We start from the raw sequence: 25464 nt of genomic DNA, 5'->3' as shown, positions 1-25464 counted from the left end.
TCAAAGCCCTATATTTACAGAGCTTTGATTAGAAAGATTTTGGATATCCGACATGTTATGCAGTTATTTTAGCTCTTGTACCAAAGCTGGATAAATTGAGCCATCTACATCCATTTCAGTTTTATAAATGCCATTCGCAACATTAAATTTATTCACGTGATAACTCGATCCATAGAGTGAGTCAAAACCGTCACCTTTGGTGAATACTTTTTTGTTGGCGTTTAAATCTAATAAATGCGTACCACCAATAAACTGTTCATATTGTGCAGGATCGACACCAACGCGTGTGGACATAATTTTTACTGCATCGGCATGAGTTGCAGGATCATTAATGTATTTAACCGTTTTATCCCAGACTTGAATGATCTTTTTCCATTCTTCTTTATTAGCAGATAAATGCGTCATATTTACGGTTAATGTGTCATATATGAGGCCAGGCTTATCTTTAGAGCTATAAATAATTTTTGAGCCTGCAACTGCTTTGAGCGCTTGATTGGCAACAGGTTGCCATACCGCAATTGCTGAAATATCAGGGCTCGCAAATACCTGAGGCAATTCATTGGTCATGGTGTTAACCAATTTCACATCTGATGCTTTGATTTTTGCATCTTCTAGCGCTGTAGCGAGCAGCAAGTGATCGACCAAGCCCTTTTCTGTCGCAATACTTTTTGCCTTAAGATCAGTGATCGATTCAATTCCAGGTTTCGCAATAATGACATCATTACCCGCAGAGTAATCTGTCGCCATAATCATGACACCTTTGGTACCGCCAGATCCTGTGACCAAATTGTCGCCATTGGTCACCAATACGGCATCCAACTGATTCGCTGCAAACGCGGACAACGAAGCAGAATAATCAAACCATTTAAATTCCACATTCACTCCAGCTTCTTTAAGCCAGCCTTTTTCAATAGCCACTTGCCAAGCAACAAAACCCGGCCAGTCACTATAGCCAATGCTAATCGGCTTGCTTACCGTTGTAGCTTCAGCTTTAGTTTGTGGTTCAGGCACTTTTGCCTTGTTATCACAACCACTCAACAACATAGCGCCAATCACTGAAGTAGATAAAAATGCTGTTCTCATCATAGTGCGAGTTCCCCAATGGTATTGCAGTTAAACTGAGTATTGATAGTTAAAATTGAATATGCATCCAGCTTATCGCTTGGTTTAGAAACGTCATTAACAATGTTGGATGCATGCTGATCTGTATTTACAGCATGTTGCTGTTTGCCCATTTCGGCAGAAATATCTGTTTGGCTTTGTGGACGATTGAATTGGCCCATTTTTCAAGCTCCTTTGTTATTTTTCGTTTTGAGGAATAGGTGGCATGACTGCATTCATCAATTCCAAATGTCCTTTGGTCACACCTTTTAAGGCAATAAAGTGTTGGCTAATCGCTTTTAACTCTGTACTTAAGCCTTGTAAGATCATGACTTCTAAAATTTTATGATCATCTAGCTGGATGTGTAGAGAACTCACCACTTGCTCTAAAAATTGCTGTTGCAAATCCAAAAGCTGAATACGTAGCGCTGTAACACTGGCGTCATAAAGCAAGGTAAATGTGCCCACCATCACTTCATTACGTTGCTCTTGATCTGCGATTAAATGCTTATTGATCATGTCAACAATGGCTTGTGATCGGCTTTCATAATGCTGATCAACAATTTTTTGATCTAGCGCATCTACCGTTTTTTCTGGCACAGTAATACTGATACGCGCCAACTTTTGTTTTGGCATCGCATTTACCCTTTATCAGCCTGATTTTGTTTAATATAAAAACCAGCACGTGCGCTAAAAAGGTCAACCATAAATGGCTTGAACAGCTTGAGCATTTGCAACATTAAAGATAGATAAGCGTTTTTCATGCGATGCTCCTTTTAGGTATTACCAAAATAATTTTTCGTAATACCCGTTTAAATGCAGAATGCATGCCAAGTTTTTTGTGGTTGAACTAGCTATTTTTGTATTTTACTGATGAATAATTGCGCAATTTTAATGCGTATGCGCAAACTTAGGGCTTAAACATCATTTTTACTGTGCATATATAGGCAGATCTTTATATCGTTATATATACATGCAATTTCAGAGAAATTAACCTGATCGAGATTAACTGATTCAATATTGGCTACGATGTGGTAATTCACTTTAAGTTCACAAAACACTGCTGTAAGGTCATTTTAATTATGTAAAAATATTGTGCTAACACCTTGTAGTTTGCATTAGTCATATCATTAGGATGGCAACAGTTTATGAAGTATTTCGCATGTAGCACGTGTGGCAATCAGGTGTTTTTTGCCAATTCACACTGTGTAAACTGCAACACAACGCTGGGTTACAGTGCTACAGAAAAAAATATGTGTGGTTTTACCAAACATAGCGATACATTGTGGCTTGCATTAAATCCATCCATAGAAGGTAAGCGCTTTAAACCTTGCTATAACTATCAGCACCATCAAGTGTGTAACTGGGTTATTCCTGCCGAAAGTACTGAAATTTACTGTGAGTCCTGCCTACTCACGCATACGATTCCTTCATTAGACAACCCAGACCATATTGTATATTGGGCACGTTTAGAGCATGCAAAACGCCGTTTTTTATATTTAATGCAACGTTTAAATATCATGCCACGACATAAAAAGCACGATGATGACCGTTTTGGTCTACGTTTTAACTTTTTAATGCCAGTAGCAGATTTCCCCGTGATGACTGGGCATGCCAATGGGGTGATTACCCTCAATGCCAGTGAAGCAGATGTTATTTATCGTGAAACTACACGGGTGAAAATGGGTGAAAACTATCGTACATTGCTCGGGCACTTTCGTCATGAAAGTGGTCATTATTATTTTGACTTAATGCAACATTTGCATCCTGAATTAATAGATGAATTTCGAGCACTTTTTGGTGATGAGCGCCAAGACTATAGTGAAGCTCTGAAACGTCACTATAACGACGGCGCGCCACAAAACTGGGCAGACTTTTATGTCAGCTCTTATGCCAGCACACATCCTTGGGAAGACTGGGCTGAAACTTGGGCACATTATTTACACATGATGGACACCCTAGAAACAGCCTACTATGCTGGACTGGTGGTCAAAACCAATACCTCCGATTTAAATAATTTAGAACTTAAAGAGAATCCTATTGGTGCTCAGGATTTTGACCTTTTGCTTCAACACTGGATGACATTAACCTTTAATTTAAATGCGTTGAACCGTAGTATGGGCTTAGATGATGCTTACCCCTTTACGCTTTCGAGTCCTGTTTTAGATAAATTGAGATTTATTCATCATAAAATGCTGAGTATCGCACTGAATCATTAGCCTAAAAGTATAAATGAAGATCTATTATGTTAGTTTTTCTATAAGTTTGGCGCTGTGAGATATAAGCTTAAGTCATTGTTATCTAATTTATTTAGATTAAATTTATGTAGTTGTATTAATTTTTATTAAGCATAAATATCCCACTAATTATGTTCATAACATAGCTTATATATTAAAAAAAAGATCAACAAAAAGATCCTTATGGATCTTTTTGTTGTGTGCTGTATTTATTGAATATCTGTAACAAACTCTTCACGAGTGATGCGGAATTTTTTCAAATTTAACAACCAATCATTTTCTGAATTACGGCGACCTAATGCCAGTAACACCACTGATTTTAAACCTTTTTCTTTTAGGTTTAGCACTTTATCTAAGCCATCTTTATCAAAGCCTTCCATTGGCGTGGCATCAATACCAAGCTCTGCCGCAGCCGCGATAGCCATTCCAAATCCAATATGTGCCTGCTTTGCAGCATGATGATATTGCTGTTCTTGCGTCATACTGGCAAACAGTTGTTTTAAGCCTGCAACCGTCTTTGCAGTCTTTTCAGAAGATAAATTTCTTAAGGCATTCATTGCATCATAGCGTTGATCAATTTGCACATCAGAAATAGAATCCCATGCAGTAAACACCAATAAGTGTGAAGACTGAATAATTTGTGGCTGATTTAAAGCTACAGGGGAAATTTTTTCTTTAAGTTCTTGATTACTGATTGAAATAATATGAAATGGCTGTAAACCTGCAGATGTTGGTGCTAGACGTGCAGCTTCCAATATTAAATCAACATCCGATTGATCAAGTTTTTCACCCGTCATTTGCTTTGTTGCATAACGCCAATTGAGTGCTTCTAAAAGTTTCATTTTTGTATCCCTATAAAGTAAAAATAAATTAAGAATTTGAGGTGTAAGCCGTTGTTAAATAATCTTTGAGCGATTGTGTTTTGCGTCCCAGTAACATTTCTAAATCTGTACTGGACACTTCATATTGATGTTGCTGAATATCACACACCGTACCATGCGTTAAAAAAACTAAAAAATCTGGTAGACCAATACTTTGCAGTAAGTCCATGTAACTTGAGTCGTCTAAATTTTGATAATTTACCTTTTGATCTGAGATTTCAGACAGCAGATCTGCAATGTCCTGATAGCTATATGCATGGCTACCCACTAGCGAATAGATTTTATTTTCATGACCATCTTGCATAATTGCATTTGCCGTTGCTTCACCCAACTCTGCACGTGTGGCATAAGGAACTTTGCCTACACCACCAGCTAAGGCTAAACCATTGGATACGGCTTGCTCACCTATAATTTGTGGAATCGCTTCGGCATACATGGTATTACGCAAAAAAGTGTAGGTCAGGCCACTGTTTTTTAAATAATTTTCCGTTTGGAAATGACTGATCATTAAGTCTTCTACTGCTGAGGTTTGAATATTTCGAATAGCCAAGCCCGTATATAACACATGTTTAACACCTGCATATTTTGCAGCATCAATCACGTTTTTATGCTGTTCAAAACGATTTTGTTCCATGGTCGAAGTCAACAGCAATTTATCTATACCTTGAAAAGCGTGTTTTAAAGTTTCAGGCTGATCAAAATCGCCATAAATCACTTTAATGCCTTGATTCAAATAATGCTGTGCTTTACTTTGGCTTCTTGCCAAGACTGCAAATTCATTTAATGCCAAATGCTGTTGCAGATGTTGAACGACGTTTTGACCTAAGTTTCCTGTGGCGCCTGTCACCAAAATCATGTGCTGCCCTGTATTTTTTATTTCGTTGTATAAAGTTATACGGTAGGAAAAAACGAAGTTCACTATACTGTTGTATAGTGATTATTATGATCAATACCCTTAAATTCAGTTTAAGATAGGATTGAACTATGAATGATTTTATGGCGAAAGATGCAGACACCCTCAGTGAAGCAGATCAGTGCAACGTGAAGTTTATTGTTGCGCTCAAAAATGCCATGAACGTGATTAATGGCAAATGGAAACTGGCGATTGTCGCGACGATGATTAAACAACCACGTCGTTTTAATGAAATTGAGCGTTTACTACAAGGTATTAGCCCACGTATGATTTCCAAAGAGTTAAAAGAATTAGAACTAAATAATGTGGTACACAAAATTGACTGTATAGACCCTGAATCAGGGCGTACAACGACAATGTATGATTTGACAGATTCAGGACGAAAACTAGAAAAGTTAATGGTGAAAATGGCTGTTTGGGGACAAGAACATAAGGATGCATAATTTCGTTCTACATCTTTTTATAAATGCTATCTCGACAGTCGACATCTAAGAAAAGTACCACAATTTTTGCATCAATGACTTGATAGACCAAGCGATAGCCTGCTGATCTAAGTTTGACTTTATATAAGTCAACTGAGCCACTCAGTTTGTTTTTCGGGATTTTTTGGATTGTCTAAAATGGTTTCGAGTATACGAATGAACTGTTCTGCGATTTGCGGATTCAGCTTATCAAATTTTTTAAGCGCGGTTTTTGTGAAATCGAGCTCGTAGGTCATCTAGGCTTACCTTTACAGTGTCTTCCGCTTGCGCTTCTTCAGCAAGTTTCAGTAGTTCTTTGTCTTCGATCAGATCCATCAAGCGTTCATACATATCCGCAGGGACACAATAGAATGCTGGGTTGTTACGGTTTAAGATCGCGACTGCTTCACCAAAGCCGTTATTGACGACTTCCATTGGGTTCTTTTTTAGATCTGATACGCTTGCGATAAAGTGTAAATGGATAATATTGTTGGTTTTGGCGATGACTTAGATATGTAAACAATAGATAAATAATAACCAATTTAAAGACCTTTTAAAAGACCTGTTAATTGGATGTTTCAAGCATTTTTTTAAACCACTGTATATTTGTTAAAATATCATTAAATATCCAATCAGATACATCTGGGATATCATCATTTTCTTGGCTAGATGTTTTTCGAGACATCATGTCGAGCTTATGATTAACGGCATAAAGAATCTGAGATCGTTCAGATTCCTCTAAACTCTCCCACCAAGTTGGTGAAAAGGCATGATTTTCTGAATTTAAAATCATATATTGAAATAGCGTATGTTCAATTGACCTACCTGTTTCAATTGTTCTCCCTAAACTTATAATAAATGGCTCACATGAAGTATTATCTTTTATATGCCAAGCAAATACATAACCCCACCCACGTTTCATCGGTGCTGAAAAATAAGTAATCAAGTCTCTATCACTTTTAAGATCGCTTAAATCTTGCAATAAATTTCCCTGAAAATCATAATCAGGATAGATTAACGATGAAAATGCTAGATTCATTGGTGTCTCTGAATAAAAAATTAAATATAAAAACTCCCTATCAAATGACTTATTCAGAAAAGTGGCATCATAGTTTTGTTTGATTTTTATTAGTTCTTCATAACCTTTCTGATTACCAAGTAAATGCCAAGTTAAATCTTCTTGATTCTTATTGGGTATCAAAGGTATATTTTCTTTCAATGCATTGATAACCTTGTATTTTTGATAAATTTCTTTACACAAGGAGCGATAAGCATATAGAAAAACTTGTTCTGCATTTGGTTCTAGTTTTGTATTATCAATCGGCTGAAAAATTTCATTATCATGTTTCTTACAAAAGCCTTTAAAAACTGAGGCTTTATTTATCCCTATTTTTTCATATTCCAAATAGGTTTTTGTTTGATGTCTATATTTATGAGTTAGATGATATACATGTCCATCTTTGGCGATAGATGAAAGAGACTGACTATTTTGAATTGAGTGGGCATTAATAATTTTTTTATCACATTCGTCCCCAGCTCTCGGATGTAAACAAAATTGATGTCTATCCATTGAGTTTTTATTCTTCAATATCTGACCAATATCTATTTTTTCCTTAGATTCAAAGTTTACAAATTTTGATTCAGCCAAACTTTCATCTACTCCAAAATAAAAAATAGAGAATCCTTGTTTTTGTGCATTATCAAAATGCTCTAAGCCAATATCTCGGTCTATAAACATTTCACGTGTCACATTTACAATTGACTCATCTAATCCTTGAATTTTAAGATTTTCACCCTTTAAGTAATGAACACATTCTCTATAAGCACTGATTGCAGAAAATGTCTTCACCCAACAGGTTGCTCTAATATTTTTATATTTACACCATTCTAAGTTATTTTTTAAAGCTTTGACTTTGAACGTTAAGAAATAAGTTTTATTCATAAATATTATGATCAATAGGTTTTATATATTCATTTATTTTAATCAAAAAACCGCCCTTATGGACGGTCTTTTTATCTCATCTTTATCAAGCCACTGGCGCCAACGTAAACAATACTTGTCCCGTTTTCACTGTTTGCCCTTTTTCAATGGTAATGGCATCAACACGCATACGCTCAGGTGCAATAATCGGAATCTCAATCTTCATCGCTTCAATCACCGCAAGCGTTGCACCTTCTTCCACAATATCACCCGATTGACATTCAATTTTCCAAATTGAACCCGGCATGTGTGATTCAACGGCACAACCACCTTCAGGCACTTCAACACCTTCACCATCATCTACAGCATCTAGACTTTCAGACACATATTCCGTAAGCCCTGCTTCATGCCAACGCTTACGCTCTGCATCAAAATTGGCTTGTTGCACCGCTTTAAATGTCGAAATAGATTCTTGATTTTCGGTTAAGAAGTTGTTGTATTCCTTTAGGTTGAGTACACCTTCTTCAATGCGTAATTTTAAACGACCTGCTTTAAAGTCCTCACGCATGTGCATGAGTTCCGCTTCAGATACTTCATAAAACTTAATTTGGTCAAAGAAGCGTAATAACCACGGCATACCTTGTTCAAAATCAGGGTTTTTGCGGTAGCGTGACCACATTTGCGAGGTACGTCCGACAAACTGATAACCACCCGGACCTTCCATGCCATACACGCACATATACGCACCGCCGATCCCCACTGCATTTTCAGGTGTCCATGTCCGTGCAGGATTATATTTGGTGGTGACTAAACGCTGACGTGGATCAAGTGGCGTTGCCACAGGCGCACCCAAATATACATCGCCCAAGCCCATGACCAAATAACTGGCGTTATAGACCACATCTTTCACGGCTTGTTTGTCTTTTAAGCCATTAATACGACGGATAAATTCGATATTGTCCGGACACCAAGGCGCATCTGGACGCACAGTTTGCATATAACGTTCAGTCGCCAATTGCGTTTGTGAATCCTCCCAAGCCAGCGGTAAATACACCGTACGTGATGGCACTTGCATCTCGGTGACATCAGGCAGTTGTTCTTCCGCCACTTGAAGTAGACGCAATAAATCAATCTGATCAAGCTGGGTCGAGTCAAAATGGATTTGCAGTGAACGAATACCCGGTGTCAGGTCAATAATGCCTTGAATATTTTGATCTTTGACCCATTGCATCAGCGCATGAATACGGAAACGCAGGTTTAAGTCTAAAACCAATTCACCATATTCAACCAACATATAGTTGTTGCCGGCAGGACGATACACCACATCAGGCGTACCATTCTGACCTTTTAAGGTATCTAAAATGGCAGATTTTAAGGTGCTGATTTCAGGATAGAACGATTCATCAAAAGTGACTGCTTGCGTATTTTCAGCAGTTAATTGTGCATGATATTTTTCATTCAGCAATTTCGCTTGATGATAACTCACAGGTACAAATTTAACTTTATCACCTGCTTTGAGCTGACCTAATTTCCAAAGCTCAGAATTAATCACTACCGCAGGACAGACGAAACCACCCAAACTTGGACCATCTGGCCCGAGAATAATCGGCATATCACCCGTAAAGTCGATTGCACCAATTGCGTATGCATTGTCATGAATATTGGATGGATGCAGACCCGCTTCACCACCGTCCTGACGTGCCCATTCAGGTTTAGGTCCAATCAAACGAATACCGGTACGGCTCGAGTTAAAGTGAATTTCAAACTCGTTGGCAAAGAAAGTATCAATGTCGTTTTTGGTAAAGAAATCAGGCGCACCATGAGGACCATACATCACCGCAATTTCCCAAGAGTTTGAGAATGTCGGGATTTGATCTTCGCTTAATGCATTCACTTCATCGGATATAAATGCCGTGATTGGAAGCATATCGCCAATCAATAAATTACGCCCTGCATGACCGCCAAACTGACCTAAGGTAAAGGTCGCTTGTGAACCTAAATATTCAGGGACGTTTAGACCGCCTTTAATGCCGATATAAGTACGGCAACCAGTGGCGATCTTGCCACATTTCAGCACTTGACCTTTACGCACATTCACGGTTTGCCACATTGGTACAGCCACACCATCCAAAGTCGATGGCATATCGCCACCTGCAAGCACAATTTGGCTATCGCAATGGAATTTTAAGCTTGGCCCCTGTAGGGTACATTCGAGTCCTGCGGTATTCGGTGCATTGCCCAAAAGTTGGTTTGCGACATTTAAAGACAGAGGATCAATCGCACCTGATGGTGGTACACCAACATCCCAATACCCCAAACGTCCTGTGACATCTTGCACGGCGGTTTGAATACCGGCTTGTAGCACTTCAATTTTTTGAGTTTTCCACTCAAAGGTATTTAAGAAGCGTGTGGTTTGCGTGCCTGCTTTAAATACATCACAGTCGATAATGTTTTGTAGATATTCAAGATTGGTTTCAATGCCGGCAACTTGGGTTTTAGCGAGTGTATCGGTCATGGCTTGAATTGCAGAATCACGGGTCTCACTTGTCACAATGATTTTCGCAATCATCGGGTCATAGAAAGACGATACGTTTGAACCTGTTTCTACCCACGTTTCATTTCGGGCATTGGCATCAAACTCGACATGCGTTAAAAGCCCTGCACTTGGTTGAAAATTTTTGATTGGATCTTCAGCATACAAACGCACTTGAATCGAATGGCCTTTTGATTCTAAAGTTGATGTTGGTGCAACCCAATCACCACTGCCTAAGGACACCATCCATTCCACAAGATCGACACCAAAGACTTGCTCAGTGACGCCATGTTCGACTTGTAAACGGGTATTCACTTCTAAGAAATAGAATTCTTGCGTGTCGGTATCCATGACAAATTCAACAGTGCCTGCCGAACGATAATTCACCGATTGCATCAACTGAATCGCGACATTTTGGATATAAGCACGTTGCTCATCGTTTAAGTGTGGCGCAGGCGTTTCCTCAATGACTTTTTGGTTACGACGTTGCACCGAACAATCACGCTCGCCTAAAGCTAAAACTAAGCCGTTACCATCACCAAAGATTTGCACTTCGATATGACGGGCATTTTGCACAAATTTTTCTAGATATAAACCAGCATCTTTAAAGTTGGCTTGCGCTAAATAAGACACGGTTGCATAGGCATCTTTCAGCTCTTCAGCATTCCACACCAAACGCATGCCGATCCCGCCACCACCTGCGGTACTTTTGAGCATGACAGGATAACCAATCCGTTCCCCTTCAAGCACTGCTTCACCTTCATCAGCGAGTAATTGACTCCCCGGAAGTAACGGCACATTGGCTTGAATTGCCAACTCACGTGCAGTGTGTTTCAGACCAAAAGCTTTCATCTGCTCGGCATTAGGCCCTAAGAATACAATGCCTTGTGCTTCACATAGATTACAGAATTCGGCATTTTCAGAGAGGAAGCCATAACCCGGATGAATCGCTTGTGCGCCCGTTTGTTTCGCCACGTCTAAGATTTTATCGACATTGAGATAGCTTTGGCTTGCAGGTGCGTCACCAATAAAGACCGCTTCATCCGCTAAAGTCACATGCAGTGAATCACGGTCGGCTTCTGAATAGACTGCAACCGATTGAATGCCTAATTTTTTCAGGGTACGAATAACATGACACGCAATTGCACCACGGTTGGCGATGAGTACTTTATTAAACATTTTTTATACCTCGCCTTCGCGGACAATCAGTTGAATTTTAGTTGGGTTATAGGCATTACATGGGTTATTCAGTTGTGGGCAATTCGAGATCAGTACGATCAAATCCATTTCGGCTTTTATTTCGACATATTTACCCGGTGCAGAAATACCATCATCAAACTTTAAGTGACCATCGGAAGTCACTGGTACATTCATAAAAAAGTTAATATTTGGCCCAATATGGCGCACGTTTAAGCCATGCTTTTTCGCAATTGGATGTTGTGACAGTGCGATCATGAAATTGTTACGGCAACTGTGCATTGGGAATTTGTCATGGGCATAACGTACCGTGTTACTTTCACATGAACATGCACCGCCTAAAGTGTCGTGGCGACCGCAGTTGTCATCGTTGATGGTGGCGATTTGATTGCCAAAGTTGGTATACAGCGTTGTGCCTTTCTCTAAGTAAATTTGACGGTTCATCGCCAATGTATCGGTTGCGCTATAACGCTCTTCGGGATTGGATGCCGAGATAAATAGCGTATCCACCGCTTGGTTGCCTTCAAGGTCGACAATACGGAAATACTGCCCTTTTTTGACTTCGCACATCCATGCTTCACCAGCAGGACATACTTCACTGAGCACAGATTTTTCTAGGTTGACGAGTGCAGTCATGATTATTCCCCTTATGCAGTTAAAGCGTAGTAGCGATTATTATTTTGGAATGCGCGCTGATTTTGCGGGCACGAATCACGGCAGACATCGGTCTCACCTAAAGGAAGTGCTTTAAAGAGTGAGAGTTGAATATCAGCAGGTGCATATTCAGTCGAATTATCTAAGGCATGTGGTGCTGAAGATAAAAACACCAAGCAATCCATTTCAAAGCGTAGTTCAATTACTTGATCGGTATTGTCAGATGCAACATAAGACAAGTTGCCGTTGTCATCTGGTTGTACTTTTGAGAAGAGATTTAAAGTATTACTCAGATCCGTCGCAGATAAACCGAATTTGGTCATCTCTAAAAGCAAGCTGTCTTTGCCATTGCGGTACATGTCGTTACGGGCATCTTGGAAGGTTTGCGTGCCAAACTGAGTTTCAATTTGCTCTGAGGTACTTGGCGCACAAAAGGCATCATTCCAACCGTGATCATCTTTGACAATGGAAACCATTGCACGTCCAAGATCAGACGCTAAAATATGCCCTGTGCTTAAAAATGCAGTGTGTTGACCTTTGAGACTGTCTGGCATGTTATAGGCTTCAAGCTTATCTTCGCTATTCACACAAAATAGTGAAACATTGGCATTTGCGCCTAAGGATTTAAGTTGTAAAACTGCGCCACGCTGAATGCGTGCTGACCAGTGGTGTCCACCCGGTAAACGTTCAGTCCAGCGGACTTGATCTTCGTGATAAGTTATTGTGCTCATGTGCATCTATCCCAATCTTTTTACGGTTTACCTCCCGGGCTTTTATCCCTCCGTGTAGCTTGGGCTTTATAAAACCTAGCCGTGAACTCTCGGTCGCAGACCTACATGAATGTTCATGTATCGGAACCCTAGATCACTTTATGATGGTGTAGATAGATGCAAAGGCTGTGCCAATTCAGTATTACGATTTTTAAATAATGTATTACTGATAATTCTGCAGATTTTTCGAGATTTAAATCAAACACTCAACTAAAATTGCTCTAATTTTGAACCTTTTCTCTCATTATGGTTGCATCATTCCTGTGCATGCTTGTTCACAAGAACGCATATTTAAATAAAAAAGCCCAATCATAGAATTGGGCTTTTATTTCAGTCTTTATGAAAAAAATATGTAGAAGCTGTTAACTGGCTACTTTATAGAATGGCACAGAGCCATTCACAGTGGCACGGTGCATAATACGGTGCTCATCACCATAGTCAAACAATGCTTTATGTTGCGTACAACGGTTGTCCCAAATCGCTACATCACCTTCTTGCCATTTCCAGCGTAAGTGAAATTCTTCTTTTACGGCATGTTCAAATAAAAATGACAACATTGCATCACTTTCCTGTTCCGAAATCTCATTAATTCGCGTAGTGAAACCTTCATTCACAAAAAGAATTTCTGCACCTGTTTCAGGGTGTATTCGTACCACAGGATGCACCACTGGCGGATTTTTTCGGAAACTATTTTCTAGTCGTTCGCGGTCTTCTACAGTCGTGCCAAAACGCTCCAATGGAAATGATTTGCGAATATCATGTGTTGCCGTTAAGCCACGTAGTTGATGTTTCAAATCTTCACTTAATGCATTAAATGCAGCAGTACCGCTCGCCCAAAGGGTATCACCACCAAATTTTGGAATTTTAATGGCTTGTAACACACAACCTAATGGAGGTGTCTGACTAAACGTCACATCCGTATGCCAAAGATCGTTATCTCTGAGATCTTGCCTGTGGCTATCCAAAACAATCACTTCTGGCGCATCATCCATGGAAGGATAAATGGGATGGATATGTAAAGTGCCAAATGCTTTTGCTAGCTTGACTTGAGACTGTGCAGTTAGCGATTGCTTTCTAAAAAAAATCACTTGATAGTCAAGTAAAGCCTGTTTTATTTCCTGCAACAGCTCAGTATCTGCTTGGTTCAAATCCAAACCTTCAATAACTGCACCAATATTTGAATTAATGCTCTTAATTTGCAATGACATAATGACTTCTTCTTTAATCTCTCAATCTATTTACAACTGTTGGCCATACCAAGGTGCAAGCTGTTTTTGCAACCAACGTAAAAATAATTCAAAACTTACAGCCACTATCGCAATCACAATAATGCCGAGAATCACAGTATCCGTTATTAAGAACTGAGCAGCCGACTGGATCATAAAACCTATACCGCGGTCAGCAGCCACCAACTCTGCCGCAACCAAGGTTGACCAGCCCACCCCTAAGCCAATGCGTATACCTGTCAAAATATGTGGTAATGCCGTGGGTAAAATCACGTATTGTAAGACCTGAAACTTTGATGCACCTAAGGATAAAGCCGCTCGTTCACGGTTTTTTTGATGGCTAATCACACCATGCGCGCTACTAATAATAATCGGCGCTAAAATTGAAAAGAAAATAAGTAATACTTTGGTTGTCTCGCCAATACCAAACCAAATGACCAGTAGTGGTAAATATGCAAGGGGTGGTATCGGGCGGAGCAATTCTACCAGTGGATCAAATACAGCGCGCACCCATTTATTTAGCCCCATCCATAAACCCAGTGGCACACCAACAATAATGGCCACAATCAACGCACTAAATACACGACCAATGCTCTCAGCCAAATGTTGCCATAAAGTGGCTTTCATAAAACCTTGCTGACTGACTTCAATAAACTTTTGCCATACCGCGACAGGACTGGGTAAAAACAGCTCTGGAATAAGTTTTAATGCTGTAACTACAAACCAAAGTATTAAAATGCTGAGTACACTGATCATACTTATCATCAGTGGTAAATTTCTCTTCATTAAAATGATTAATGTATTGGATTGAGATGTAGCGATATTTACATGCTTTTCGCTCAGATTAGCCCTAGCTATTTTTTGAATTTGTGTATTCATATTAGGATTCCAGCGCATGTAATTTTTGCGCTTTTAAACGCTCAAACAATGTTTCACGTAACTCAATAAACTGCGAATCAGATTTAATCGCACGGATAGACTCGCCCGCACGATAGCGCTCAGCGAAATTGAGCTTCAACGTTTCTACAATTGTCCCAGGTCGTGCAGTCATAATGACTAATTGATTACTCAACAAAAGTGCTTCTTCAATATCGTGGGTAATGAGAAAGAAGCCTTTTTTCTGTTTAATCCATAAATTCAGTACAAACTCTTGCATATTTTCGCGCGTGAATGCATCTAAAGCTGCAAAAGGTTCATCTAGTAAAATAAAGGGTGCATGGCTAATCAAGGCACGGGCAATACCCACACGCTGTTTCATCCCACCAGAAAGCTCCCAAATGTTGGAATTCGCAACATGTGACAGCCCTACTGTGTCTAAAATAAATGCCACTTGTGTCTGAATCTCAGCACTTTTTAGACCTTTTAACTTTAAAGAGAACGCAACGTTTTCCGATACATTCAGCCACGGCAATAAAGCATGTTCTTGAAATACCACAGCACGTCGAGCATCTGGGCCAGTTAATACTTCTTCATCAATTTTGACTTGCCCTGCACTGAGTTGCTGAAAACCTGCCAAAATATTCAAAAGTGTCGTTTTGCCACAACCAGATTCACCAAGTACAACCGTTAGAGTCGATTCAGGTACATCTAAATTGATATTTTTCAGTACTGAAATACTTTGATCTGGAAAGGTCAAACTAATATTTTCTGCTTTTAAGATACTCATATTCATATCCTTAAGGCTGAACAAATAAGGCTGTCACATTGCTGTTATAGTCAGATTTAACTTTATCTACTTTGCCTTGAGTTTTTAAGAATGTCGCTGTATCTAAAATATTCTTGGCAAAATCTGTGCTGAAGGTCTTCGCTTGTTGTTGCTGATTTAAGTAAATATTGCCAGATAATAACAATGGAATATCTTTGGCATCTGATCCTGTTAATTGAGCAATGCTGTTAATGTAGACTGCATTAGCTTCAAATGCCTTTGGATCTTTATTGTATTCATCAATTTTCTTTAAAGATGTTTGAACAAAAGATTTTAAAAATTCAGGATTTTTTTCTTCAAAATCTTTGCGTACGACCCATACGTCAAATGTTGGTGCTCCCCATTCACCCACTTGTTTAGAATCGGTTAATACTTTACCAGTAGCACTCGCTTTACTTAAGGCTGGTTCCCATACATAGGTTGCATCAATATCACCACGTTCCCATGCTGCTGAAATTTCTGGTGGTCGCAAATTAATAATTTTGACATCTGATTCTGTCAAATTCCAATGCTTTAATGCTGAAAGTAGACTGTAGTGCGCTGTAGATACAAAAGGAACAGCTATAGTTTTGCCTTTTAGATCTTCAGGCTTTTGAATGCCAGATTGATTACTTACCACTAATGCTTCCGATGCACCAAGTTTAGCCGCTACAAAAAACACTTCAATGGGTAGATCACGGCTTGCTGCCGCAGCTAAAGGGCTTGTACCAATGTTGCCAATGCTAACATCACCAGAAGCTAAGGCATTGACTACATCTGCGCCAGTATCGAATTTTTTCCACTCAATTTGCCGTTGGCTATCTTTTTCATATTCACCCGTAGCCTGTGCAACCTTGCTTGGATCTACACCCGTTTGATAGGCAATCACGACAACTTTTTGATCTGCTTGAGAAATAGCAGCAGTAGAGTTTTCAGACGGATTTTTTTTACTTTGAAAATACACAAAGGCAACTATAGCAATGATAACTACAGCTGTAATAATTAAAGGTTTGGATTTACTGCTCATATATTTTTCAGAAATAATAATTACTGATGAATATGCTAGACAGCCTGCCTTATGATGAAAAATAAATTAATCAACAATGGTTATCACAAATTGGCATTTACCATTTCATGCAATACTTATGCATTTTTATGTCAAGCAAATGAACCGAAGAAATATGATTGATTTTTATCATTTTATCTCATTAATATATCATGGAACATACTGCGTAACCATTGATGACTCGCCTTGTGATGGCAAGACATGTGCCAATATTGTTTAACGCCATAAGTTGGAAAAGCAATTGGCGCATCAAAAATTTTGAGATTACCACGTGAGAGTAACACCTCACTCAGATAGTACGGTACTGTGGCAATGGCATCTGTATCTTGTACCACCAATCCAACTCCTAAATAACTTGGCAAGCGCATTAATATGTCACGTTTGAGCCCAAGACTCATTAATTCATTTTCAATATGGTAATGTCCCATACCTGCATCAATATCAATATGTGATTCTGCCAAATATTGCTCGGTTGTGATATGCTCGCCTGTTAAACGCGGATGGTCCTTGGCGGCAATCACCACATAGTATTGCTCGAATAATTTTTGTTGATAAAAGCCATTTTCCAAATGAGGTAAAAAACCCAAGGCTAAATCAATTTCACCATTGGCCATTTGATAACTGGTTTCTGTGGTAATTGGGCGAACATTGAGGCGAATATGTGATGCATTTTTCTTTAAATATTGCGAAATTTTAGGTAATAAAACCAAATGTGATACATCGGTCATTGCCAAGGTAAATTGCTGGTCTGAAATGGCTTGGTCAAAATCAATACTAAAATTATTGATGGCCTCGATTTTACTTAAAGCTTCGCTGATAAGTGGAAAAAGTTGCTTAGAAAGTTCCGTAGGCAACATTTCATTGCCGATACGTAAAAAAAGCGGATCGTTATAATGCTGACGTATTTTGTTTAAAATATTACTAACCGTTGGCTGACTCATGTCTAGGTGCTCTGCAGCCAAAGAAACACTTTTAAATTTATAAATATATAAAAATACACTTAATAGCTTACAGTCCAGTTCAAACACGTTAGCTTTTGTCCTCAGGTTAAATCACATTAAACAACACATCCCTGTGTTGCTAGTTTAAATAATCTGTTGAAATAGTACTGCGAATAACATGCTTTTTCTAGCATTGTTGCATTTGGTTTTAACTGAATAAACTTATCTTTTTGTACCTATTTAAAGTATTTACTCAGGTACTTAAAACACAAAAAAATGAGCTAAACAATTCATTCAAATCATTTTAAAATACATTGGGCTTTATTCTTATTTGTTGCATGTACACGAGATAATAGTCACAAACATAATAGGATAAACACGTGCTAAAAGATAAAAAATTAACCTGTTTTGATTGAGATGGGGCTTTAATTGATTCCGTCGGGGGATGGAATCAGGTTGATGAAAAGTTGATTCAACAGCATACAATAACAACGTGACCATCAATTAAAAAGGTATAAAAATTGTTTAGACACCTACCTAGAGTACTGTAACTTTCTTAAAGAAAGTTACAGGCTGTCACATCTCAGTGCAGAGCGGTTGCATTAACTACAACAATGAGTTTAAGCAATGTGAAATGCTATGCTCACAATAATCAGGCCATTTTGATTTAGTTTTGACGCGTGAAGATGTGACCAACATTAAGCCATATACTGAAGTGTATTTAAAAGCGCTAAATCATTTTGCCATCAACAGTGCGGAATGCTTAATTGTAAAAGACTCATTATTTGATGTTGAAGTCGTCAATATTGCAGGGATTGATGTCGTTGCCATTCAGGATGAATATTCAATGCATGAAGCCACTCAAATAAAGAACGTGTTAATTACTCTGTCCCTCGTTTTAAAGATCTGTTGCAGTTACTGGATGTAAATACTCATATACGCAAAGCATAAAAAAACATCTGCTTTTAAAGCAGATGTTTTTTTATTGAATATTTACTGATCGCTCAATCCATCCATTTTTAAAATCAAACTGAACTTAAGCATAAAACAACTGATCTAAATGAGCGCTGTATTATTTCGGATATTATTCATTGCATTATACACTTCAGTTTTTCCCACCAAAATCTGCTGATTAATAAAGTGATGTATTCCGTCTAAATCATCAAGTTGCTTAAAGTTATCTCGAATTATTTGGTGAATCGTAACACCATGAATGGTTTCATCTAAAGAAATCAGATTATGGAAGGTATGAATATTCTGCACACCCGAATCCTTACTGCTGGTTTTAACTAAGTGTAAATACCATGCTTTCGGATAATTATAGTGATATTTTAGATTTACTTTTTCCGCAATAATACCAATATCTACTGGCTTATTCACCAATTTTAAATACGCCACAATATCTTGATGAAGTTTCTGAATATCCACGTTTTTATACGCTTTTTGCGGTGTGGTATATTCCAACGCCGCTACACGAACTACAGAACCTGCTTGCATCAGCTCATTTAAGTATAAAGAAGCATGGTTTTGTGAGCCACTGCGGATTTTTTTAGCAATGTCATCACGTGTAAGTGGACGATTACTTTGTTCTAACCAATTCAAAATAGTTTGTAATTGGCTTTGAGGTTTCACCGCTTCATTTAAGCTAATAGTATCTGCACCCGATTTTCCTGTAAAATAGATGCCATGCTCCACACCCCAGTTGCGAATAAGGTGCCGAATTTTAAAGTAATCAAATTGCTTTAAAGTATCGCTCACTTCATAAGCTTCCATACGTAAATGCATAGATTGTTGCTGCGTTTGCTGTGACAAAATTGCTAATACTTCTTTAAAGATCAGTTCTTGATCCGAAAAACTGATATTGAATTCATTAATATGGCAGTACGCACCACGATCAGATTGGTATAGGTAGTTTTCTTCAACCGCTTCATTAATGGAATGATCCAAACGTTGTGTACTAAATTCGACTTTTCCGTAGCCTTCTTGGTTCGCACGTTCCAAAATTTCTTTAAAATTTGCACCCTCTTTAAAATGTAAGGCTGCCTGTACAACCGCATACATTTTATTTAAGTTTTTAGGGTAAATATTTGGTGTTTTAGATTGGTCTGAAAACTGAATATCCGCATTTTCCGCGGCATCATGTAATGCATTTTTAGCAACACGTTCTGTACAACCTGCTAAATCTACAATTTGGTGAATTGCTGTATCCCACGGCATCGGTGCAGTATGGTTTAAAAACCACTCTTGAAGCAGACTATTTACATTAATATTCGGTTTAATAATATGTACCAGCTCATTTTTATCAAATGAACACAGAAGCTCTAAAAAGTTAAGTAAATCATACTGATTAGAAAAATGAGAAGCTAATTTAGGGTATAACTGCATAAATTCGCTGTCTGCATTTTGGTTTAAGTTTTCCCAAATCACATCAACAGATATACGCACCCGTTCACGTAAGTTCTGAAATGCATTTTTTTCGACTTGGCGAATGCGTTCACGTGTGAGGCCTAGGCTTTGCCCCACCTGCTCTAGAGTCTGCCCCACTACACCATCGATGCCACAGCGTGCTTTAATAATGGTGACCGAGCGCTCTTCTGCATGTTTAAGAAATGCCTCTAAATCACGATTAATAAAATCATCCATTTCAAAGGACGTTAAATTACTCGCATCATCTATCATGAAATAACCACTTTCATAAGCTTGAGAAAGTAGATCTTTCGTTTTATCAAAGGCATTCGTCACATCAAGCAATTGCATGATAATTGAGGCTTTGATGGAGTCTGCAGGTTGGCTATTCACTTTGGTGTTAAATGCATGATGCATCACCACATTCATCATGAACTTGAGGTCAATACTTTCATTTTCAATATTTAACCAAACACCCAGTTTATCTAAAAACTTAATCTGATCAGATGAAAAACGTGCCTTGGATAATTTTAGTGCACCAAGTTCTGGATAATCCAACACAGAGTTATTCACGGCTTTTACATCAAGTAATTTACGTAATTTATTGCAAATTTTTTCTCGACGTTGCTGGCAGAACCATTCAAATTGATTTAAATCTTGTGGAATTTGATCAATTAATTGACTGGTTAAATACAGTTGCTGCGAGCTGAGATTGCCCATAAAAAAGCTTTCTAGCCATTGAGCTGGTTGAGTCGCATTTTTTTGAATATTGACCGATGCAGGAATTAACTGCAAATTCACCACTGTATTGGCTAAGTTTTGTAGCTTATTACTACCATCATTTAAAATTTTTAGCTTTTGCATTTTTTTAGCTGTAAAAATGCTTTTTGGATAAATATGGTCAATATGCGTACGCACAAGCTGACTGTCTGGAAAAACCAATAACAACAAGGCTTTAACCTCATTATCCTTGCCATATCTTAATTGACATAAATTCTGTACGTCTTCTTCATTAAAACTGAGAGCCTTATCTTTCTCAAGCATCGCTTTTTTCACCGCTTCATATGGGAAGGCGGTAGATGATTTCCCAATCGCTTTACGAATATGTAAAAGTAGGCTCTCCAAATTGCTCGACCAAATCCCTTTTTTGAGCAGACTTTCAATCAACCAACGTTTCATTAATTGAATATCATTGCTGTCAATTTTGATTTTTGCTTTGTCATCTTCTAAATTGGTGCAATATTTATGATACACAAAATATACGATAGGCAGTATGGCAACATCATGGATCAGCGCTTTATGATCAAAACCAAATTCTTTAAGTAATTCTGAACTACTAAGAAATGCGAGTTTAATTTGTTCCCAATTATTTTCCATCACCCGCATATTATCTTTATTAAAGTTTGATAATTTAAAACTTAAATTATTTACTTCAGATAACATCAGTCCAGCACGTAAAATCAAATCTTTGCTAAATTCAAATTCAGTATTTTCTTCAATTTCTTTTAAAAGTTCATTAATTTCATCTCGTGCATTCAGTTTCGACCACTGCGTCACAGCAAAAGAAAGTAATAAATCTGAATATGATAATGGTGTACCGCCACTGTTCATTCGGATAAAAATATTTAAAACTTTTTCTAAGTTTTGTTCTTTTTCTTCATACGCAAAAATTAAATTTTGCATATTTAATGTACTAATTAAATGTGTTATTTTTTTTGGAATATTCAGCTTTTCAACTTTTTCTGGGTGCTGAGCATATTCAGGATATGTCCCCATAAATTGAGTAATATCCATCAAAATTGGGTAAAACTTGCCATGTGCAGATCCAGGTTCTACGCCATCCAGCATTTCACTGACTAAAATCCAATATTGTTGTTCATTTTTTACGCTGGCTTCTTCTTCAGTTAAAAACTTAAAGTCATAAAGTGCATTATGATCAGGATCACCTTGGCCCAATACATTAAAATACAAAAACATTTCTTTAGTTTTATGACCAACTTGTACCGTATATGATCCACGCAATGCAATATTTAAGGAGGTAATACGTTGTTGGCCATCTAGTACAGCAATATGGTCTTTTTGAGGAATATTGTCATAGACACTACATAAATAATTATTTTTCTCGTCAAAATTTTGCATAAATTGATAAAATTTAAACTCATTAACTTTATCTTCTTTAACTTTCCAAAATAAAAATGTTCCGAAGGGATAACCCTGCATCATCGAATCAAATAATTGACAGATTTGCTCTGGCTTCCATACAAATTCACGTTGAATAGCGGGCAAAATGTATTTTTTATCTTTAACTTCCAATAATAAATTATTAATCGTTCCTACTGATTGATACATATTGCCCTCTGTTCATTTCTTAAATAAGCCTTCTAAATTCGGCTTTGATTTATTTAATTTAAGCTAATATGATGATTTATTTTAATAAAAAACTCAACTTTCGTTTTAAAAGTATTCATATCATCATTTTTCTTCTTCAATACTGCATCAGTTAAGAAGAACTAATTAATACAATAGATAAAATAAATAATTTGCCTCATTTAATAATTTAAACCAGTACTTCACTATATAATCGATGCCGTTAAATACAATAAGTTCATTTCTAGCCATATAAAAAAAGCCCGAATGATTCGGGCTTTTTTATATGTAATGAAACAGTTTAATTAAGCTGTTTTCATGCTACCTGTTTCTTCAAACTGTGCATGCCAAGACAAAGCTTCATGTAATAAATGTGGCGTTTGTCCACCATGTGTACAGGCACGCTCAAAATAACTCAATAGTGCTTCACGATAGTCCGGATGTGCACAGCACTCAATGACTTTACGCGCACGTTCACGTGGTGCAAGTCCACGTAAATCTGCCAAACCTTGTTCAGTGACCAATACATCAACATCGTGTTCAGTATGATCAGTATGGCTGACCATTGGCACTACAGATGAAATTGCACCATTTTTTGCGATGGATTTTGTCACAAAAATTGCAATATGCGCATGGCGAGTAAAATCGCCTGAGCCACCAATGCCATTCATCATTTTGGTTCCGGTCACATGCGTCGAGTTCACGTTGCCGTAAATGTCAAACTCAAGTGCCGTGTTAATCGCAATAATACCTAGTCTACGAATAATTTCAGGGTTATTTGAAATTTCTTGCGGGCGTAAAACGATCTTGTCTTTGTATTGATCAAAATTTTGCATCACTTTCTGAGCGCAAGGTTCTGACAATGTCATCGAACAACCCGAAGCAAAGGTCATTTTCCCTGAATCAATCAATTGGAACGTACAATCTTGTAAAACTTCTGAGTACATTTCTAAATTTTTAAAATTAGAATGTTCAAAGCCTGCAAATACTGCATTGGCAATAGAACCAACACCAGACTGTAATGGCCCTAGATTTTCAGGCAAGCGACTTTGTGCAACTTCATTTTCAAAAAAATGAATCAGGTGCTGTGCAATTGACAATGTATCTGTATCAGGCTCATCCATACCAAACTGCGTATCAGGCAAATCGTTAATGACAATGGCAGCAATTTTTTCTGGATTAACATTAATTCCAATTGTACCAATACGATCACCCGCTTGAGTGAGTGGGATTGGGCCACGATTTGGGCGCGCTTTTGGTAAATAAATATCGTGCACACCTTCCAGCACTGGATTGATCGTATTATCAATTTCGATAATCACCTGATCTGCCATTTCTACAAAGTTGGCTGAATTACCACAAGAACCAGTTGGAATAATTTGGCCATCTTCCGTAATTGCAGTTGCAGCAATCACCGCAACATTAATCGCGGGTAAATTATGATGCCGAATATTATCTGCCATTTCAGATAAATGCTGATCGATATACATCACTTCACCATTATTAATGGCCTTACGTAATGTAGGATCTGCCTGATAAGGATAGCGTCGTTGAATTGCTTTGGCCTGACTTAATCGACCATCAATACTATTACCTAAACTCGCACCTGTTGCCAAAGTAATTCTTAAAGGATGAGCAACCGCATGATCTGCCAAAGCGAGAGGAACTGTTTTTGCCTCACCTGCACCACCAAAACCACTTAAACCAACGACCGAGCCGTCTTTAATTAATTCAATCGCTTGTTGCGCAGACATAACTTTGTCGCGAAGGGAGAATAAGCGAATGCGATCTAAACCGTTCATAATAAAAATCTCATAATAAACATTATTTATTCGACCACCCCAGCGAACTGAGACGGTGTTACAGCTTGCTTATCTAAAAATTTAAAACGATGATCAATTAAACTTAGATCAGTTCAATTGCAATCGCAGTCGCTTCACCACCACCAATACAAAGTGCAGCGATGCCTTTTTTGCCACCTGTACGTTTTAAAGCATGCATGAGTGTCACAATAATTCGTGAACCAGATGAGCCCAATGGATGACCTAAAGCACATGCGCCACCATTCACATTCACTTTTGCTTCATCTAAATTAAAGCCGTCAATTGCAAGCATCGTCACCATAGCAAAAGCTTCGTTGACTTCCCAAAGATCGACCTCTTCCGCTGTCCAGTTAGCTTTTTGTAAGGCTTTTTCAATTGCCCCTACAGGTGCAATGGTAAATTCTGAGGGGTGTTGTGAGTTTGTCGCGTATGCAACAACTTTAGCCATTGGCTTTAAACCACGTGCAGATGCAGTTTCTTCAGATGTAATCAGCAGTGCTGAAGCACCGTCTGAAATTGAACTGGCATTGGCCGCTGTAATTGTGCCGTCTTTTTTAAATGCTGGACGCAAAGTTGGAATTTTTTCTGGTTTAGCACTTAAAGGCTGTTCATCCGTGTCTACAACCACATCACCTTTACGTGATTTTACGGTAACAGGTGCAATTTCAGCCTTGAAATAGCCACTATTTACAGCCGTTACCGCTTTACTCAGCGACTGAATTGCAAACGCATCTTGTTGTCCACGTGTATAGCCTTTTTTATCCGCCATTTCTTGTGCAAGAATACCCATAGAAAGGCCTGTTTCAGCATCTTCTAAGCCTTCTTGGAACATGTGATCGGTAGTTTTGCCATGACCCATACGGTAGCCAGAACGTGCTTTTTCAAGTAAGTACGGCGCATTCGACATAGACTCCATACCACCTGCAACCACAATTTGTGCAGATCCTGCTTTAATCGCATCGGCTGCTTGCATCACAGCTTTCATGCCTGAACCACAAATTTTATTAATCGTGGTCGCGCCTGTTGAGTCGGGTAAACCTGCAAGACGCATTGCTTGACGTGCTGGGCCTTGTTTTAAACCGGCAGGTAAAACACAACCAAAGATCACTTCGTCAATGTCCGTCACTTGTAAGCCTGAACGCTCTACCGTGGTTTGAATTGCAACAGCGCCTAATTCGGGTGCTGTACATGATGAAAGTGAACCCTGAAAACCACCCATCGCTGTACGAACGCCATCAACAATAACAATCATTTTTATACCATCCTGTATTTATACATCTTGT

22 protein-coding genes, 1 pseudogene and 1 riboswitch are annotated in these 25464 nt (G+C 38.3%); of the genes and pseudogenes, 3 read left to right on the top strand and 20 right to left on the bottom strand.

Annotated features, from left to right (window positions below):
• Positions 1-63 precede the first annotated feature (63 nt).
• From D9K81_RS04900 to D9K81_RS18760, 4 genes are read right to left on the bottom strand one after another with little or no spacing between them, the layout of a single operon-like run.
• Positions 64-1086 (bottom strand): ABC transporter substrate-binding protein, encoded by a 1023-nt coding sequence (locus D9K81_RS04900; protein WP_120374058.1) that lies wholly within the window; start codon positions 1084-1086, stop codon positions 64-66.
• Complete coding sequence (locus tag D9K81_RS04895; RefSeq protein ID WP_120374057.1) at positions 1083-1283, bottom strand: hypothetical protein; 201 nt, start codon at positions 1281-1283, stop codon at positions 1083-1085. Before D9K81_RS04895 ends, D9K81_RS04900 begins: the two co-directional genes overlap by 4 nt.
• Before the next feature lie 16 nt (positions 1284-1299).
• Complete coding sequence (locus tag D9K81_RS04890) at positions 1300-1737, bottom strand: CopG family ribbon-helix-helix protein (RefSeq protein ID WP_120374056.1); 438 nt, start codon at positions 1735-1737, stop codon at positions 1300-1302.
• A 5-nt stretch (positions 1738-1742) separates the two neighbouring features.
• The gene (locus tag D9K81_RS18760; protein ID WP_265091329.1) at positions 1743-1865 is read right to left on the bottom strand and encodes a hypothetical protein; all 123 of its coding nucleotides are present in this window, start codon (positions 1863-1865) and stop codon (positions 1743-1745) included.
• A gap of 384 nt (positions 1866-2249) precedes the next feature.
• Here D9K81_RS18760 and D9K81_RS04885 point away from each other — a divergent pair, with 384 nt between their 5' ends.
• Complete coding sequence (locus D9K81_RS04885; RefSeq protein WP_120374055.1) at positions 2250-3320, top strand: zinc-binding metallopeptidase family protein; 1071 nt, start codon at positions 2250-2252, stop codon at positions 3318-3320.
• A gap of 227 nt (positions 3321-3547) precedes the next feature.
• Here D9K81_RS04885 and D9K81_RS04880 read toward each other — a convergent pair whose 3' ends face one another.
• Both D9K81_RS04880 and D9K81_RS04875 read right to left on the bottom strand, forming a co-directional pair.
• Complete coding sequence (locus D9K81_RS04880; RefSeq protein WP_120374054.1) at positions 3548-4180, bottom strand: nitroreductase family protein; 633 nt, start codon at positions 4178-4180, stop codon at positions 3548-3550.
• A gap of 28 nt (positions 4181-4208) precedes the next feature.
• Positions 4209-5075 (bottom strand): SDR family oxidoreductase, encoded by an 867-nt coding sequence (locus D9K81_RS04875; RefSeq protein ID WP_120374053.1) that lies wholly within the window; start codon positions 5073-5075, stop codon positions 4209-4211.
• A gap of 128 nt (positions 5076-5203) precedes the next feature.
• On the opposite strand from D9K81_RS04875, the gene D9K81_RS04870 reads away from it, so the two are divergent.
• Positions 5204-5575, top strand: a complete 372-nt coding sequence (locus tag D9K81_RS04870; RefSeq protein WP_198488400.1) for a winged helix-turn-helix transcriptional regulator — start codon at positions 5204-5206, stop codon at positions 5573-5575.
• A 7-nt stretch (positions 5576-5582) separates the two neighbouring features.
• On the opposite strand, the pseudogene D9K81_RS18645 reads toward D9K81_RS04870, so the two are convergent.
• The 11 genes and pseudogenes from D9K81_RS18645 to D9K81_RS04815 all read right to left on the bottom strand — a co-directional run bounded on the left by D9K81_RS18645 (position 5583) and on the right by D9K81_RS04815 (position 17672).
• A pseudogene (locus D9K81_RS18645) lies at positions 5583-5850 on the bottom strand (type II toxin-antitoxin system RelE family toxin).
• On the bottom strand, positions 5813-6028 hold the full coding sequence (locus D9K81_RS04860; protein WP_198488401.1) for a type II toxin-antitoxin system Phd/YefM family antitoxin: 216 nt from the start codon (positions 6026-6028) through the stop codon (positions 5813-5815). The pseudogene D9K81_RS18645 and the gene D9K81_RS04860 overlap by 38 nt, the downstream one beginning before the upstream one ends.
• Before the next feature lie 130 nt (positions 6029-6158).
• Positions 6159-7535, bottom strand: coding sequence for a hypothetical protein (locus D9K81_RS04855; RefSeq protein ID WP_120374051.1), 1377 nt, complete (start codon positions 7533-7535; stop codon positions 6159-6161).
• A gap of 85 nt (positions 7536-7620) precedes the next feature.
• Entirely contained in the window at positions 7621-11226 is a 3606-nt protein-coding gene (gene uca / locus D9K81_RS04850) for an urea carboxylase (protein ID WP_121523142.1), read from the bottom strand.
• A gap of 3 nt (positions 11227-11229) precedes the next feature.
• Positions 11230-11880, bottom strand: coding sequence for an urea amidolyase associated protein UAAP2 (locus tag D9K81_RS04845; protein WP_120374049.1), 651 nt, complete (start codon positions 11878-11880; stop codon positions 11230-11232).
• Positions 11881-11891: 11 nt separating this feature from the next.
• A complete protein-coding gene (locus tag D9K81_RS04840) occupies positions 11892-12629 on the bottom strand; it encodes an urea amidolyase associated protein UAAP1 (RefSeq protein ID WP_120374048.1) in 738 nt (245 codons plus the stop codon).
• Positions 12630-12658: 29 nt separating this feature from the next.
• A riboswitch (guanidine-I (ykkC/yxkD leader) is annotated at positions 12659-12772 on the bottom strand.
• Between the two features lie 258 nt (positions 12773-13030).
• The gene (tauD, locus tag D9K81_RS04835) at positions 13031-13876 is read right to left on the bottom strand and encodes a taurine dioxygenase (protein ID WP_120374047.1); all 846 of its coding nucleotides are present in this window, start codon (positions 13874-13876) and stop codon (positions 13031-13033) included.
• Between the two features lie 30 nt (positions 13877-13906).
• On the bottom strand, positions 13907-14773 hold the full coding sequence (gene tauC, locus D9K81_RS04830; RefSeq protein WP_120374046.1) for a taurine ABC transporter permease TauC: 867 nt from the start codon (positions 14771-14773) through the stop codon (positions 13907-13909).
• A gap of 1 nt (position 14774) precedes the next feature.
• A complete protein-coding gene (locus D9K81_RS04825; protein WP_120374045.1) occupies positions 14775-15560 on the bottom strand; it encodes a taurine ABC transporter ATP-binding protein in 786 nt (261 codons plus the stop codon).
• Positions 15561-15570: 10 nt separating this feature from the next.
• Positions 15571-16605 carry a taurine ABC transporter substrate-binding protein gene (gene tauA / locus D9K81_RS04820; RefSeq protein ID WP_120374044.1) on the bottom strand — a complete coding sequence of 345 codons (1035 nt, stop codon included), beginning with the start codon at positions 16603-16605 and terminating at the stop codon, positions 15571-15573.
• Positions 16606-16778: 173 nt separating this feature from the next.
• Positions 16779-17672, bottom strand: coding sequence for a LysR family transcriptional regulator (locus tag D9K81_RS04815; RefSeq protein WP_120374043.1), 894 nt, complete (start codon positions 17670-17672; stop codon positions 16779-16781).
• 586 nt (positions 17673-18258) lie between these two features.
• Between D9K81_RS04815 and D9K81_RS18835 the strand changes: the two genes are divergently transcribed.
• On the top strand, positions 18259-18513 hold the full coding sequence (locus tag D9K81_RS18835) for an HAD hydrolase-like protein (RefSeq protein WP_407923620.1): 255 nt from the start codon (positions 18259-18261) through the stop codon (positions 18511-18513).
• Between the two features lie 128 nt (positions 18514-18641).
• Here the strand turns inward: D9K81_RS18835 and D9K81_RS04805 are convergent, their stop codons facing one another.
• The 3 genes from D9K81_RS04805 to D9K81_RS04795 all read right to left on the bottom strand — a co-directional run bounded on the left by D9K81_RS04805 (position 18642) and on the right by D9K81_RS04795 (position 25439).
• The gene (locus D9K81_RS04805; protein WP_120374042.1) at positions 18642-22340 is read right to left on the bottom strand and encodes a GmrSD restriction endonuclease domain-containing protein; all 3699 of its coding nucleotides are present in this window, start codon (positions 22338-22340) and stop codon (positions 18642-18644) included.
• A gap of 323 nt (positions 22341-22663) precedes the next feature.
• The gene (locus tag D9K81_RS04800) at positions 22664-24160 is read right to left on the bottom strand and encodes an acetyl-CoA hydrolase/transferase family protein (RefSeq protein ID WP_171406875.1); all 1497 of its coding nucleotides are present in this window, start codon (positions 24158-24160) and stop codon (positions 22664-22666) included.
• 103 nt (positions 24161-24263) lie between these two features.
• Entirely contained in the window at positions 24264-25439 is a 1176-nt protein-coding gene (locus D9K81_RS04795; protein WP_120374040.1) for a thiolase family protein, read from the bottom strand.
• Positions 25440-25464: the final 25 nt, after the last annotated feature.

Origin of the sequence: Acinetobacter chengduensis (assembly GCF_003664645.1) — a bacterium.
Classification (GTDB): Bacteria; Pseudomonadota; Gammaproteobacteria; order Pseudomonadales; family Moraxellaceae; genus Acinetobacter; species Acinetobacter chengduensis.
The sequence above is the reverse complement of the archived record's forward strand: the minus strand, read 5'-3'. Positions and strand labels throughout refer to the sequence as shown.